This window comes from Allobosea sp. 2KB_26 (genome assembly GCF_052115715.1).
Taxonomy (GTDB): Bacteria; Pseudomonadota; Alphaproteobacteria; order Rhizobiales; family Beijerinckiaceae; genus Allobosea.
This window is the reverse complement of the sequence record NZ_JBFRHE010000025.1, coordinates 21,874-35,574: the sequence shown is the minus strand read 5'-3', so window position 1 is coordinate 35,574 and position 13,701 is coordinate 21,874. Positions and strand designations below refer to the sequence as shown.

The window sequence follows — 13,701 nt, the reverse complement described above, 5'->3', positions numbered from 1 at the left end:
AGCACAAGGAGGGTACCGGCACCGGCTCGGGGTCATCGGGAATGGCGCCGCAGCAGGGCACCGGCAGCGGCGCGACGCAGCATGCCCCGGGCGCCAATCGCCCCGAGTCGGGCGGGCCGCCGCCCTCTGCCGACAGCCAGCAGAACCGCGACTACGGACGGGACACGAGCCCTGCCGGGCAGTCGATGCACCAAAGCAACCCTGCTGGCGGCGCCCCCAAAAACCCTAACTGATTGCCGCGCCATCGGACTCGATCAACGAGCGAATCCTAGCGAATGGTCCGAACGAGCGCGACGATCGAGCGTCCAGGGCTTAGGGGCAGCGCCCCGTACCGGGCAGGTGCCGCCGGGATCGTTCAGGCGGCCCGCGCAGAATCCGGTGCGGCGGTCCAATTCTCTAGTCCCGTTTCAGTTTGCCGAGGTTTCCAGGAAGACCGGAAAGGGGCAAATCGTCCTCTGCTAGAAAGCTGCCTCCTAAGCCTTCCTCGCCGTCGCCTTCTCGCGACGACAGCATTTCGGCGGCGGCCGCGAGGATTTCCGGCGGTGGCTCGACGTCTTCCTGAAGGTGCCATTCAACCGACTCCCGGCTCATGCCTGAGCGGTCGGCAAGGGCGGCTATCCAGTCTTCCCGTGGGAACCGGGCGCCCATCCTCAGGGCGAGTTCACGGCCCGTTCCGATCGGTTCCATTGGTCTCATCATGGCGGCTCCGTCTTGAGGATTGTAGCGAGATCTTATCTACTGAGCCGGTGGTCCGGGGGCAGTCCGGCATTAGGCAAAGCGGCCGTCCTCCCTCAAAGGATCGGATGACCGCCGGTCACGGCCATGGTAGCCCCCGAGACGTAGCTCGAGAGCGGGTCGGCCAGCATCACATAGGCGGTCGCCAGTTCGGCGGGCTGTCCGGGCCGCTTCATCGGCACCTGCTTGCCGAAATTGGCCACGCTATCCGTTGACAGCGTCGAGGGAATTAGCGGCGTCCAGATTGGCCCGGGTGCCACCGCATTCGCGCGGATGCCTTTTTCCGCCAGCAATTGCGCCAGTCCGCCGGTGAAGTTCTGAATTGCGCCCTTCGTCGTGGCATAGACGAGCAAGGTCGGATTCGGCTTATCCGCATTCACCGAGGCCGTGTTGATGATGCAGGAGCCAGGCAGCATGTGCGGGACGGCGGCCTTGGTCAGGTAAAACATCGCATGGATGTTCACCGCGAAGGTGAGTTGCCATTCCTCATCCGAGATCTCGCCGATCTCCTTGAAGCTCGCCTGATGGGCGGCATTGTTGACGAGGATGTCGATGCCGCCGAACTCGGCCACGGCCAGGTCGACGATCTTGCGGCAATGGGCCGGCTCCTGGATGTCTCCGGACACCAGCACAGCTTTCCGTCCCGCCTTCTCGATCCAGCGGCGGGCCTCATCAGCGTCCTCGTCCTCGTTCAGATAGGAGATGAGGACGTCCGCTCCCTCCCGGGCGAAGGCGATGGCGACAGCCCTTCCAATACCGCTGTCCCCGCCAGTGATGATCGCACGCTTGCCCTTGAGGCGGTTGGAGCCGACGTAGCTGTCTTCGCCGTGATCCGGTCGCGGCGACATGGCTTCGGTCCGTCCCGGCATGGGCTGTTGCTGCGCCGAGAAAGGCGGTTCGATGCGCGTCGTCATGCGTGCTTCCTCGCGGCTTGAGCATCTCAGTGCTTGCTATTGTGCTCGGGCTTCCCCGTGCGTTTGGTCGAAGCCATCTTTTCGAGCTCGGTCTCGCTCATCGAGCTCTCCATTGATTTCGAGGCGCCCTTGAGCTCGCTCTTGTTCATGTCTCCGCGCTTGGCAGCGAGCGCTGCGCCCGCAGCCTTCTGCTGAGCAGCTGATTTGGCAGGCATGTCGTCCTCCTCGCTTAGATGAACGGGGGATGGCGTAGGTCGGAAATTAAACCCCGGCGGCGGATCCGAGTTCCGTGCTCGCGATGCAAGTGTCGCCCCCGGGAAGCCGAGGTGCTTAACCCCGGGCTTTGAGGGGCAGTCGTTTCGCGCGATTAGAGCAAACGCACTGTGGGCCATGTTTCGCAACGCAACGAGAGCGCCACGAGGACAGCGGCGATCCCTCGAGCGATAAGGCATGGTCCAGCGAGCCTGACGCGACTCGCAACGAGATCGATCAGAAGACCGTCGCGAAGTGGTGCGCGCCTTCTGGGCTAGGGCTGATCCGCTTTCGCGGTGCACTGTTCGATGGTCGAGGTGTTGCCACTGACGACGGAACATCCGCAGCCCGGCTCCCGCCCGCTGGACTTTCTCCATTGCCGCCAAGGGGAGGTGTGTCGCGCTTCGCGAGAAATTCGCGCAATAGTTGTCTCAATCGCCTGATATCATCGATCAGGACAGTACGCCATATAATGCGCTCTGATGACGTGAGATCGTCCATATATTGGTCAATAAAAATAATCTCTTCGCTGGTGAATTTTTGGGGTTGTGTCTCTCTTGCATCAATGAATAATCGCGCCTTGCAAACGTGGTGCCGATCCAAGCGCGTCAAACGATGATGTCTACAGTGACAAGAATGTAGTGTTGGCGAGATATTTGTCATGACAAACAAATATCACCGATCAAATCAGGTATTTGACGCAAATTTCCAAATCAAAACCGGAAATGTCAGGCAAATTCTGTCGCCTAGGCTAAGGCGGTGGCGCGTAGCTAATGCGCAGCAGCGAGATCAATTTCTGAAAGCGACCTTTCCGTGGCGGGACGTAAGTAGGCATCTCGCCCGATGCCCAAGGCAGCTCCTCTGGGGTGGCCAAGGCGACACAGCTCTCCTCAATAGGGAGGCGGTCATGATTCACGAGCGACACCACGCGCAGCGTGGCCGCGGGCTACGGCGCACCTTCATCCTTGGCCGCAGCGCAGACGGCAGTTGGATCGTCAGCGAGGTCGGTGGCTTCGTTGCGGCCACCTTCCTCAACCTCGGTGAGGCCATTCGCTTCGCTCAGGCCGAGCGCGGAGGTCGAGTGGGCATTGTCGTCCCGCCTTGAAGGCCCGTCTTCACAGGTCCAACCAAAGTCACATTGAAAGGAAGCCCGACCATGCATGACCTCTCGAAAGACCTAACCGAGCCGTGGCAAGCGTCATTAACCGCGGTCACGGAGACAACCCGGCTCGCCCTCGACAATATCCAGAAGCTGAGTGCCCTTCAGCTGAATACCCTGAAGACCTGCATGGACCTGGGCTTCGCGCGCCTGAGGGCCGCCGCGGATATCAAGGGGGCGCAGGATCTTGTGGATTTCCAGGCTGGCCAGATGGAGGCATCGGTGAGCCTGTCGGAAAGGCTCAACGATGCCGGCAAGGCGCTGACCGAGCTGGGCACCGGCCTCATTTCGGAGTGGAGCAAGGTGGCCGCAGATGGTTACGAGCCAGCGAAACCCTTGCGGGTGGATCCGCCACGCAAGGCGGCGTGAGCGAGGTCCCGCCTTAGCAGGTTCCGGACCGGCCTGGAGGTGGCGCGGGTCCCGTTAGCCTGGTGCCTCTACTATCCGACGGACGAGCCCGATCGGGCTGCATCCGAAGAGCGATGCCGAGCTTTCGAGTACGCGGAGTTAATCCATGCAAACCGACAGCGTCGCGACGATTGTTGAGATTGCTGAGGCGCGCGCGGCGTTCGACGTCGCGTGGTCTCAGATCAAGGCTCATGGCCGGATCATCGTGGGTCACGAGACGAGCAGAAAAGAGTGGCTTGCGCGCATCGTTCGGGGGCTTTGTGAGGTGCGGCCCGGCCAAGACGTCGCGCCGCTCGCCCTCAAGCAATTTTTTGCAACGGTTCCAATGTGAGCCGCGTAGTCCCCACAATCGCAGGGTCACGCAGGTCGCCGCATGGATCACCGCCATGGCAGAGAATGTCAATCGTAAGGCCTTCGATGGCTCGGCGCTGCCTGGGATCGACGTCCTGGCGGAGCGCTTGATCGCAACGGCGCGCAGCGCCCAGATCCAGCTTGTAACTGTCGAATCCTGCACGGTCGGCGCGATGGCGCAGGCGTTGTCGCGGCCGTCCGGCGCGGCCCTGGCCCTCGCTGGAGGCTTCGTGACCTACACGAAAGCCGCCAAGGAGAAGCTGGTAGGCGTCCCGGGGTCGCTTCTCGCGGAATATACCGCCGTGCATGCGCAGGTGTGTGTTTTCGAAGCGGATCGAGGCTTGCGGAGAAGGGTGATGTACGAGCAAATCCTCGATTGTTGGCGCTAGTGGAGTGGCCGTGCCCAAGGCTGCCGACCGCCGCGCGAAGATCGCCACCTTCAACGTCAACGGCGTGAATGGGCGGCTTTCGGTCCTCTTGCGCTGGCTCGGGGAAGCCGAACCAGACGTGGTGTCCCTCCAGGAACTCAAGTGCCAGGACGAGCGCTTTCCGGCGCGCGAAATCGAGAACGCGGGCTATGGCGCGATCTGGCATGGGCAAAAGAGCTGGAACGGCGTGGCCATCCTGGCGCGGGGGCGGGAACCCATCCTCACCCGTCGGGGACTTCCCGGGGATCCCGACGACACGCACAGCCGCTACATCGAGGCCGCGGTTGACGGGGTATTGATCGGATGCCTCTACGTTCCAAACGGCAATCCCGTCCCCGGTCCGAAATTCGACTACAAGCTGCGCTGGGTCCGTCGCTTCGAAGCTTATGCGAGCGATCTGCTCGCGTTCAGGATTCCTGTCGTGCTCGCGGGTGACTTCAACGTGATCCCAACCGATCTCGACGTCTACAAGCCGGAGCGGTGGCGCGGCGACGCCCTGTTCCGTCCGGAAGTGAAAGAGGCCTTCCGCACCCTGACCGGGCGGGGTTGGATCGACGCATTGCGCAGGCTGCATCCGGACGAGCGCATCTATACGTTCTGGGACTATTTCCGAAATGCCTGGAGTAGGGACGCTGGGCTGCGGATTGACCATCTTCTGATCTCTCCACCCGTCGCCGACCGGCTCATCGCGGCTGCCGTCGACCGGCATGTGCGGGGATGGGCCAAGGCGAGCGATCACGCTCCCGTCTGGATCGAGCTAACGAGGTAACCGCGACCAACATCACGGAGCCGCCACCGGTGCTTGGCGTTCTCCCCGGGTTCCTCCGCTCGAGCTGCTTTCGCGCGGTCATGAGGACCGCTCAGCCTCTCGAGTTCGCAATTCCTGACCCGATTGACCGCGAGCGCGGAACCGGCCCGGAAGCAGCACGTTAGCCTTCCCGAGCGGAGGGACGGGAATGAGAAGTAAACTGATTCACGCGGCCGCCGGGCAGAAGATCTACGCCGTTATCTTGGAAACCGGCGACGAAGCGATGGCTTGCTTGAACGCGTTCGCCGTCGAGCACGGCATTTCGGCGGCTAGTTTCAAGGCAATTGGCGCCTTCCGCTCGGCAGAACTGAGTTACTTCGACTGGGAGACAAAAGGATACATACCGATCCCGGTCCAGGAACAGGTCGAAGTCGCGTCGCTGACCGGCGATATCGCGGTGGAGCCTGGCGAAAAGCCTGCCGTCCACATGCACGCGGTCCTTGGCAAACGTGACGGAAGCACCGTTGCTGGCCACTTGAGCCGGGGTGATGTCCGTCCCACGCTCGAAATTGTTCTTTCCGAAACGCCGACCCATCTGGCGAAGCGCCGCGACACGGAAACCGGACTCATGCTGATCAGCTTGGATGATTGAGACAGCGCCGATCAGGAAGCCACAAGGCATTGGCCGCTGAGCGCACTTCTGAGTCAGAGTCTCGGAAGTCGACAAAACACTGCAACGCCGACTTCGGGCGGAACAGAAGCGTTAGAAAATCATCTCGCGGTTCAGCCGCGAATTTCGAGGCGTTCGACCCTGAAGAAGCTTATACTTGCCTCGCTATTCGCGATGGCGGTTTCCCTCGGTGCGTTTGCTTAGACCACCCCCGCATCGCCAGCGCGATCTCCGGAGGGCGAGGCGCGAACTGCTTTCGTCTGATGCGATACCCACGACTGTTCGACGAGAATGGCGCCCTCGACAAGTCTCAAGCGGATTCCCAGTCATGACGCTCCGAAACCACGAGGAATATGAGGCTGCCGTTCAGCGCATTGCCACGTTGAGGGATGCGCCCGAAGGATCTCCGCAGGCAACCGAGTTCGTTCAACTCACCGCCGAGATCCGACGCTGGAATGAGGCGCACGAGGGCGAGAACGATCATGGACCGGCCCCGTCCCACAGCTTGCTCACGCCGGACGATCTTCCCTTCTCGGGGCTGCCGGGCAATCTCGGCAAGCTCAAGAAGGACTGAGCCGGCCTCAATCAAATGATCGGATAACCACCGGTCACACATAGGCCGTCGACATAGGGAACGGGCTGCAATCGGGCTTCAAGCGGCCCTTCCGGAACGTCCGCTCGCTCACCGCGTCACGGGTGGGGAATTGGAGGACGGCGACCCGCGAAAAGACGAAGTATGCCCGACCTTATCGCAGCGGCGGCGCCCGAGGCCGTGCCGGCCAAATTGAGCGTGGCGGCCAGCACGCACACAAGACGACCTCAGCCGGGTACGTCGCCGTTTGCGTCGTTCACCGAGACACACGTCGCCACCCCGCCTTTCAGGCGGCGTGGCGACGTGAGGCAGTTTGGCTCATTTCGCGAAGCGGCCTTCATACTTGAACTGGGGCGCGGCCTTTAGCTGTTCCTTGGTGGCGTTGATCCGGGCATTCCATTTCTTGTCCGTCGCATTCCAGGTGATAGCAAGGGCGCTGGGGCTCACCGCAACATAGTGCGTGCCCATGCCGAGAAAGCCGCCGACTGACAGGATGTAAGAAGCCAGGGAGTTGCCGGCGATTACGACATCCTCGATCTCGCCGACATTCTCGTCGCCAGCGTTCCTGACGTTCAGCCCCTTGAGGCTGCTTACGAGCGCTGATGCCTCGTCGACAGAAACAAATACCTTTGAACCCGCCGGAGCGGTGACGGGTGCCGTCTGTGCGAACGCGGTGCCGGACAGCAAGGTGGCGGCGAGAGTAAGAACGATGGCGCGCATGTTCGGAGACCCTTCTCTTAAGTCCGCAGTTCGGGACCGCTGCGGCAGCATGGGAAGGAAATTCCGAGCACCCCCAATCTGTTCCTCAGAGCGCGAACTCTGCGGAACAAACGCGATGCGAGGGCGGGTGAAGGCAGTTGGTGGATGACGACCTGCACACGAGCTTGCGGGGGCTCTGGGGCCGACGCGCCCGCCCCTAGGCTCACGGCAGGATCGCGATCCGGGCGAGCAACTTGACCAGTTCGGCCTGACGCTTGGTATTGGTCTTGGCGAATAGCGCCGCCAGTTGCGATCGCACGGTGGAGGGCCCGACGTGGGTGTTGCGGGCGACATCGGGGCTCGCCGGTTGACAGATGAAGCGCTAGCCGGGTCTCCGCCACGATCAGACCAAACATGCGCTGAAGCACAAATGGATTGGGCTGAAGCCGAGCGTCCAGATCGACCAGCATGACCACGCTGGTGCCCTGCGGGATAGTCTTCGTGTCCTGGTTCAGGATGAACGGCGCGTCGTGCTTGTCCCAAATGACGATCCAACGGAGCGGGCTGAGTGGAGGCCGGTTCGGAGCGCGCGACCCGAACAGGCGGTCCGGTCAAGAGAAAAGTTGGAACCGAAGGAACGCCAAAACGTTCGAGCTTTGCACCACTCGCGCCTTCTCAAATTCGGAGGCCCGCAATGGCCAAACATCATTCTAGGGAGCATCATCAAACGGCTGCGGCGCCGCCAGATTGCTGTCCATCACTATCGTACGGAAGCACCCCACCACGTTCAGTGTCGGCACGATGAAGCGAAGACGCATGAGAACACCGCGCGCGAACCCGGTAACGAAGAGCAAAGGCAGATCCGAACCGCGCAATTGAAGAAGTGAGCGCCTAGTGGCGTAGAGGTCTTTAGCCGATGATTACTGACGATCGTGCGTCTTTATTGGAGGCCCGGCGAAGCCTTAAGATGGCGCGATCGCCGGAGGCTTACATACGCGGCACCACCAAGCTGTTCTATGAATGGCTGGATCGCCGCACAGCGTCGATTCCAGGCGGCCCTGCGATTTGGATTTGTGGCGATTGTCATCTCGGCAACCTAGGCGCCCTCGCAGATTGCGACGGCGAGGTCGCCGTTCAGATCAGGGACTTTGATCAGACGGTCATAGGCAACCCGGCGCATGATCTTATCCGCCTGGGACTTTCGCTGGCCTCTTCGGCACGGGACAGCGACCTACCTGGCGTTACCACCGCAAAAATGCTGGATGCTCTAATTGCGGGATATGCGGCGGCGTCGGTCGAAAACGGGTCAAGCGGACCGCGTCTCAAGCAACCGAAAGACATCAAGAAGCTTCTCAAGCACTCAGTGCGCAGGCGTTGGCGCAATCTCGCAATGGAGAACTTTCAGACAAAACGCCCTTTGCTACCTCGCGATGAATGTTTCTGGGCGCTTCATAGGAACGAGCGTTCAGCCGTTCTGTCCCTTTGCAAGCAAGCGGAACTGCAAATGAGTTTATTCGGGGAAGAGAAGGAGAAAGACTGCCATCGGCAGGTGCTCGACGCCGCCTATTGGGTCAAGGGTTGCAGTTCGCTTGGACGCCTGCGATGCGCGGTTTTGCTCCGAGACGGCAAGCATGGCCGGATTTCGTTGCTCGATATCAAGGAAGCTGCATCCGCCACCGCTCCGTCGGCTTCCGGAGCTCGGATGCCGCGAGACTATGCAGAAAGGGTGGTCGCCGGCGCAAAGGCCCTATCGCCCAATCTTGGCGAGCGGGCGGTGGCATCTAAAGTCGTGAATACGGCCGTTTTCATCCGCGAAATCACTCCGCAGGATTTGAAAATCGAGGTCAGACGCCTTTCTTCAAACGAAATCGAGGCGATCGCACGCTATCTCGGAGGTGTTGTCGGCCACGCTCATGGTAGACAAATGGATGATCAGGAGTGGCACTCGTGGGTCGCCGAGCTTTGCCGCGGACGCAAGAAAGAGCCGGAGGCGCCTTCCTGGCTTTGGTCGAGCGTCGTCGAACTGCTCTCCATCCACGATCAGGCCTACCTCGAGCATTGTCGTCGATATGCGCTGGCGCATCACTAACGGCTCCGCCGATGAGCGACGTACAGGCGGCAATTCGGACTAAAGGCGACGACACAGGTCGCAATAGGCCTCCGGTGGTCTTTGCTACCTAATGCCAGAACGATGAGCCCGCCATCGAGCAAAGCGCGATCGACGTCGCCGTTCTCGTCCGACTGGCCAAGCAGCCTGCCACTGTCCGTGCCGAAGCGCTGACCATGCTGCGCTCTGGGCGGACCTTGTCGCTGGCCGACCTGCGTCTGCTGCGGCGCGACGTGCTTGCCGGTGAGGCACGAGACACAGGGAAGCCGGACCGCAGTGGGATCATCGAGCTGAAGCGTGCTGTCCGGCTGAAGGCTCGGGGTTACGTTGATCGCTTTCTCGAAGATTTAGGTGCCGTCGCAAACGCATTTGCCACCCTCTACAATGAGACGAGCCCCGAGGATCGCTCGCCGGAAACGGTCGCAAGGGTCGATGCGCTGGCACACATGCCCGGCGGCTCGTGAAGCACCTCCGGGCGCTCGTTCCGGGCGACGTGCTCTCGTCTGAGGCGACGTATCTAGGCGAACGTTCTTGGGCCATGGTTCACCGTGACCTCTGCCGCATTGGGGATCGCAAGCTCTGTTCATTTGAGGACTGGTCATGGCCGGACGACCATCCGGGCGATTGGTCTGCATGCAGCCGGCTTCCGCCACGTCGGCATTGTCGAGAGGAATCCTGAGGCTGCCGCGACCCTGCGGGCTAATCGCCCGAATTGGCCCGTCATCGAAGCAGACGTGAATGCAATCGATGTCAGTTGGTTCGAAGGCGTCGATCTCATCGCCGGCGGCCTTCCGTGCCAGCCATATTCCCAGGCCGGTGAGCGCCGGGGCTCGGCTGACGAGCGAGATCTGTTCGATCGCGCGCTGGAAATCATCGAGCAGGTCCGTCCGAAGGCGGTCATGGTTGAGAATGTGGTCGGAATCACGCAAGTGACCCATGCCCTTCGGCGGTTGGCGGTCTTCTCCGAACTTGACCGTCTCGGTTACGATGCGGATTGGCGTGTCATTGACGGACCGGTCTTCGGCCTTGGGCAAAATCGCCGTCGCGCGGTCTTGATCGCGATGCGCCGCGGGATGATGCATCGCTTTCGCTGGCCCCTTCCGCCGGAACTGTCCCCGACATCCGTGGGGACCCTCTTGAGGGATCTGATGGGGGCCCGCGGATGGAAGGGGCTCGAGGAGTGGGTGGCCAGCGCCGACCGCCTCGCGCCCACGCTGATTGGGGGGAGCGCGAAGAAAATGGGGATGGACCTTGCTCAGCCCAATTCGCGCCGAGCCTGGCTCGATATGGGCGTAAATCCCGGGAAGGTTGCCAAGGACGCTCCCGATCCGGACTTTGCCGGTATTCCTTATCTCACCTTGCCGATGCTTGCCCGTCTCCAAGATTTCCCAGTCGACTGGAAGCTCGCCGGATCGCGCCAAGCGCAATTCCGGCAAGTTGCGTACGCCTTCCCCCCGAGGCTGTCCCGCGTCATTGGCCTCGCTATCCAACGCGCACACGCGGGCGAAGAGGTCGACTTGAAGACCGCGATCGAGGCGCCGCTTTTCAAGAAGATCGACTTGGCAGAGCTATCTAGTAGCGGCCATCACGAGGTTCGGTGGCGATCGATAGTTGATGGTCAGGGTCATAACTCGGGCGGTCGGGTGACGGCCCTTGAAGCCCAGGATGAAGTCGGAGGATGCGCCGCGCCAGGAATAGAGCGCCTGGTCATCATCGCCGAAGCAGGCGAGATTCGTTCCGTTGGGGCTGAAGAGTTTGAGCCAGCGATCCTGGGCTGCATTGGTGTCCTGGTATTCGTCTACGATGACGAGGCGGAAGCGATTGGCCCAGGCTTCACCGAGGGCCTCGTTCTTGCGCAGTAGGATCTCGACGTCGTTGATAAGATCGGCGAAGTCGAGCGTTCCAGCGGCCTTCATCTGCTGATCGTATTCGAGCAGGATTCGCTTCATCTCGTCGGTCGGCATGCGTAGATCGGCAGGCCAGTCGCCGAAGACATCCTTCAGGTCGGCGATCGTGGCGCCTCCTGACTTGACCCGCTCGATCTCGTCGAGGGTCGCGCGGACCATCAGGTCTCGCTCACGTCCGACATAGGTCGCCCCGGCACCGTCGATCGTGTCGATGATCGTCGCGATGAGGGATTTCTGGTCGGCTGGGTCGATAAGCCGGAACGCCTCCTCGCCGCAGTGGAGCGCCTGGTGGCTGCGCAGGATGCGCGAGGAGATGGAGTGGAAGGTGCCGACGTAGAGGTTCTCGATATCGATGGATGGGTCGAGGAGTAGCCTCAGGCGGTCCTTAAGCTCCTGTGCCGCCTTTCGGGTGAAGGTGACGGCCATGATCTCGTTCGGCTTGATGCCGCCCGTCTGGATCGCATTAGCGATCTTCGTCGTCAAAACCTTGGTCTTGCCTGTACCGGCTCCGGCTAGCACAAGCAGCGGCGTTCCGGAATAAAGTGCTGCCGCCCGCTGTGCATCATTGAGCTCTGCAAGCGCCGTATTCAGGTCCATGGGGATTGCCCTTAAACAGTGTCCAGAGCAACTCGCCAAATCGAATGCGGTCACGATGGGCCTTAGGCCTCGAGGTGCTCGAAGCGGCCCTCGACCTGGATTCCGTCAACCTCTGCTTCGAATGCGCCGAGCTCCGCCCGCTTTCGCCAAGGCAGAGCTTCATGATCCTCGAGAGGGAAAGTCGCGCTGCCTGCAGCATTGGCGTTGATGTGCGAGATATAGGCTTCGTCGACCTGGCCCAGAAACGCCCTGTAGATTTGGCCGCCGCCGATGATGGCGATTGCCCTTCGACCGTTATGCCGAGCGAGCTGCTGGGCCTTGTGAAGGGCCTCCTGCGGGCTTTGTGCCCCATGCTCGGCATGAGACGCCGAACGGGAGATGGTCACCAGATCGCGGCTGGCCAGATCGGGCAGGGTTTCAGCGGTTACGCGGCCGGAGACGAGGACGCAATTGAGCGTGGTGAGCTTGAAGTGGCGCAGATCGGCGGGCGCGTGCCATGGCAGCGAGCCGTCGGCCCGGCCGATGACACCATTGCACGCGACTGCGGCGATCATGAATGTCGGTACGCCGCCCGAGCGCGCATGCGCGGACGACGGATTGGCAGGAGCAATCATGCCTAGACTAGGAGCCTGTCCGAGTAATGGGGTCGTCGGGCTGGATTGGTGGGGCGATGGTGCAGTCCCTCAATGCCCGTTCTTTGCGAGCTTCAAGAGGTTGTGGGCAGTACAGATCATTGCCCATTCGGCCTGGACGTGATCGAGGCCTCGCAACAGGAACTGGCGGAAGCCTCTTGCCTGCTTGATCTGTCCAAAGACGGGCTCGACCACCTGTTTGCGGAGACGATATCGACTGCGCCGCCCCGCGCGTCGGAGGGTTTCGGCCATTTCGCTCATCATGGGCGTCTTCGGCAGCCTGCGTCGTCCTGCGGCATGCGCCACGCCATGGCGCGCCCGGCCCGGCGGCAGATAGGGTTTGATCCGGCGCTCCTTCATGGCCGTGAGGTTCGCCTCGGTGGCGAAGCCCGCATCGCCCGAGACCTCACGCGGCTTGCGTCCGAGATGAGTAGAAACGTCGTCCACGAGCGGCACGAGCGCGCGATAGTCGGCCGAGGTCGTCACGAGCCGATGCGCGACGATGATCTGATGGGCTGCATCGACAGCGATCTGACCGTTGTAGCCCTGGATGAAGCCGTCGCGCGTCGGCAGAATGCGGCTGTCGGGATCGGTGAAGTTGCGCTGCGCGCGGTCAGGCGGCCCGCCATCCTCGCCTCGCAGCGCTCGGCCCTGCCAGCGCATGCCCGACGAGGCGCCCGGCCCGCTCTCGTCGTCCGGGTCTGGCGGCTCGGCGGCTTCCGCTTCGAGGGCGGCCTTGGCGGCGCGGATCGCCTCCAGCCGACACTGCTTGTCAGCCATCCAGCCCGGCATCTCGTCGCCGCGCCACTCCAGACCGTGCGCATGATCTTCGGCATTCGCCTTCAGCTTCGTTCCATCCACCGCCACATGGCCGAACTGCACGAGCCCGGCAGCTTGGCACAGTCGCAGAACCTGCACGAACAGGTCCGACAGCGCCGAGAGGTGGCGCTTGCGGAAATCGGCGATGGTGCGGAAGTCAGGTCGGTTCAGCCTGGTCACCGCCATCACGTCGACCCCCTCCTCGCAGGCGCGGGCAAGCTGCCGCGAGGAATAGAGGCCCCGGCTGTAGCCGTAGAGAAGCAGCGCCACCATCATCCCGGGATGGTAAGGCGGATACCCCCGTTCCTCGGTGTAGATGTCGAGGATGGCCGAGAGATCGAGGGCCTCCCGCGCCGTGTCCCGAACGAAATGCGCCTGGTGACCCGACGGCACAAAATCATGCACCGAAGCCGGAAGACGCCAGCTTTGGTCAACATCCCACGAGCGAAACGTCTTGGCCATCCGCCAATGAATCACGCGATGACGCCGCCGTCGACCCCATTACTCGGACAGGCTCCTAGGTGTTTGCCGGCAGTCTCGTGGTCTGGGCCGGATACAGTGTCGTCTTTGTCGTGGTGGCCGGAGTGGGGCTGCTCGCCCTTTCCTGATGGTGACAGAAATGCCGGAGACCGTCCCGCGGGTTCCCAGCGGAGAAGAGTATCAGCAGTTTATAAACCCGAACT

The 13,701-nt window shown here is 61.9% G+C and carries 16 protein-coding genes and 1 pseudogene; 10 read left to right on the top strand and 7 right to left on the bottom strand.

Features of this window, described 5'->3' with window-relative positions; genetic code table 11:
* Window positions 1–396: 396 nt before the first annotated feature.
* From AB4099_RS32490 to AB4099_RS32480, 3 genes are all read right to left on the bottom strand, one after another.
* On the bottom strand, window positions 397–687 hold the full coding sequence (locus AB4099_RS32490; protein ID WP_441481098.1) for a hypothetical protein: 291 nt from the start codon (window positions 685–687) through the stop codon (window positions 397–399).
* A 104-nt stretch (window positions 688–791) separates the two neighbouring features.
* Complete coding sequence (locus AB4099_RS32485) at window positions 792–1,649, bottom strand: SDR family oxidoreductase (RefSeq protein ID WP_441481097.1); 858 nt, start codon at window positions 1,647–1,649, stop codon at window positions 792–794.
* 26 nt (window positions 1,650–1,675) lie between these two features.
* The gene (locus AB4099_RS32480; protein WP_441481096.1) at window positions 1,676–1,864 is read right to left on the bottom strand and encodes a DUF3008 family protein; all 189 of its coding nucleotides are present in this window, start codon (window positions 1,862–1,864) and stop codon (window positions 1,676–1,678) included.
* A gap of 944 nt (window positions 1,865–2,808) precedes the next feature.
* On the opposite strand from AB4099_RS32480, the gene AB4099_RS32475 reads away from it, so the two are divergent.
* The 7 genes from AB4099_RS32475 (at window position 2,809) to AB4099_RS32445 (ending at window position 6,239) form a co-directional block, all read left to right on the top strand.
* On the top strand, window positions 2,809–3,006 hold the full coding sequence (locus AB4099_RS32475) for a hypothetical protein (protein WP_441481095.1): 198 nt from the start codon (window positions 2,809–2,811) through the stop codon (window positions 3,004–3,006).
* Window positions 3,007–3,057: 51 nt separating this feature from the next.
* Entirely contained in the window at window positions 3,058–3,429 is a 372-nt protein-coding gene (locus AB4099_RS32470) for a phasin family protein (RefSeq protein ID WP_441481094.1), read from the top strand.
* A 145-nt stretch (window positions 3,430–3,574) separates the two neighbouring features.
* Entirely contained in the window at window positions 3,575–3,799 is a 225-nt protein-coding gene (locus AB4099_RS32465) for a hypothetical protein (RefSeq protein ID WP_441481093.1), read from the top strand.
* 55 nt (window positions 3,800–3,854) lie between these two features.
* The gene (locus AB4099_RS32460) at window positions 3,855–4,208 is read left to right on the top strand and encodes a CinA family protein (RefSeq protein ID WP_441481092.1); all 354 of its coding nucleotides are present in this window, start codon (window positions 3,855–3,857) and stop codon (window positions 4,206–4,208) included.
* A gap of 10 nt (window positions 4,209–4,218) precedes the next feature.
* The gene (xth, locus tag AB4099_RS32455; protein ID WP_441481091.1) at window positions 4,219–5,016 is read left to right on the top strand and encodes an exodeoxyribonuclease III; all 798 of its coding nucleotides are present in this window, start codon (window positions 4,219–4,221) and stop codon (window positions 5,014–5,016) included.
* 187 nt (window positions 5,017–5,203) lie between these two features.
* A complete protein-coding gene (locus AB4099_RS32450) occupies window positions 5,204–5,647 on the top strand; it encodes a PPC domain-containing DNA-binding protein (RefSeq protein WP_441481090.1) in 444 nt (147 codons plus the stop codon).
* A gap of 346 nt (window positions 5,648–5,993) precedes the next feature.
* Window positions 5,994–6,239, top strand: a complete 246-nt coding sequence (locus AB4099_RS32445; RefSeq protein WP_441481089.1) for a hypothetical protein — start codon at window positions 5,994–5,996, stop codon at window positions 6,237–6,239.
* Between the two features lie 336 nt (window positions 6,240–6,575).
* On the opposite strand, the gene AB4099_RS32440 is transcribed toward AB4099_RS32445, so the two are convergent.
* Window positions 6,576–6,977 (bottom strand): PRC-barrel domain-containing protein, encoded by a 402-nt coding sequence (locus AB4099_RS32440; protein ID WP_441481088.1) that lies wholly within the window; start codon window positions 6,975–6,977, stop codon window positions 6,576–6,578.
* 895 nt (window positions 6,978–7,872) lie between these two features.
* Here AB4099_RS32440 and AB4099_RS32435 point away from each other — a divergent pair.
* The 3 genes and pseudogenes from AB4099_RS32435 to AB4099_RS32425 all read left to right on the top strand — a co-directional run.
* Entirely contained in the window at window positions 7,873–9,045 is a 1,173-nt protein-coding gene (locus tag AB4099_RS32435; protein ID WP_441481087.1) for a DUF2252 family protein, read from the top strand.
* 215 nt (window positions 9,046–9,260) lie between these two features.
* Entirely contained in the window at window positions 9,261–9,527 is a 267-nt protein-coding gene (locus tag AB4099_RS32430; protein ID WP_441481086.1) for a hypothetical protein, read from the top strand.
* An 84-nt stretch (window positions 9,528–9,611) separates the two neighbouring features.
* Window positions 9,612–10,541 (top strand): annotated as a pseudogene (locus tag AB4099_RS32425) (DNA cytosine methyltransferase); the annotation flags it as partial.
* A gap of 90 nt (window positions 10,542–10,631) precedes the next feature.
* Here the strand turns inward: AB4099_RS32425 and AB4099_RS32420 are convergent.
* The 3 genes from AB4099_RS32420 to AB4099_RS32410 form a co-directional block, all read right to left on the bottom strand.
* Window positions 10,632–11,621: an ATP-dependent helicase gene (locus AB4099_RS32420; protein ID WP_441481085.1), complete on the bottom strand. Its 990-nt coding sequence runs from the start codon at window positions 11,619–11,621 to the stop codon at window positions 10,632–10,634.
* 8 nt (window positions 11,622–11,629) lie between these two features.
* Complete coding sequence (locus AB4099_RS32415; RefSeq protein ID WP_441481084.1) at window positions 11,630–12,181, bottom strand: dihydrofolate reductase; 552 nt, start codon at window positions 12,179–12,181, stop codon at window positions 11,630–11,632.
* Window positions 12,182–12,250: 69 nt separating this feature from the next.
* A complete protein-coding gene (locus tag AB4099_RS32410; protein ID WP_441481083.1) occupies window positions 12,251–13,480 on the bottom strand; it encodes a transposase in 1,230 nt (409 codons plus the stop codon).
* Between the last annotated feature and the right edge of the window lie 221 nt (window positions 13,481–13,701).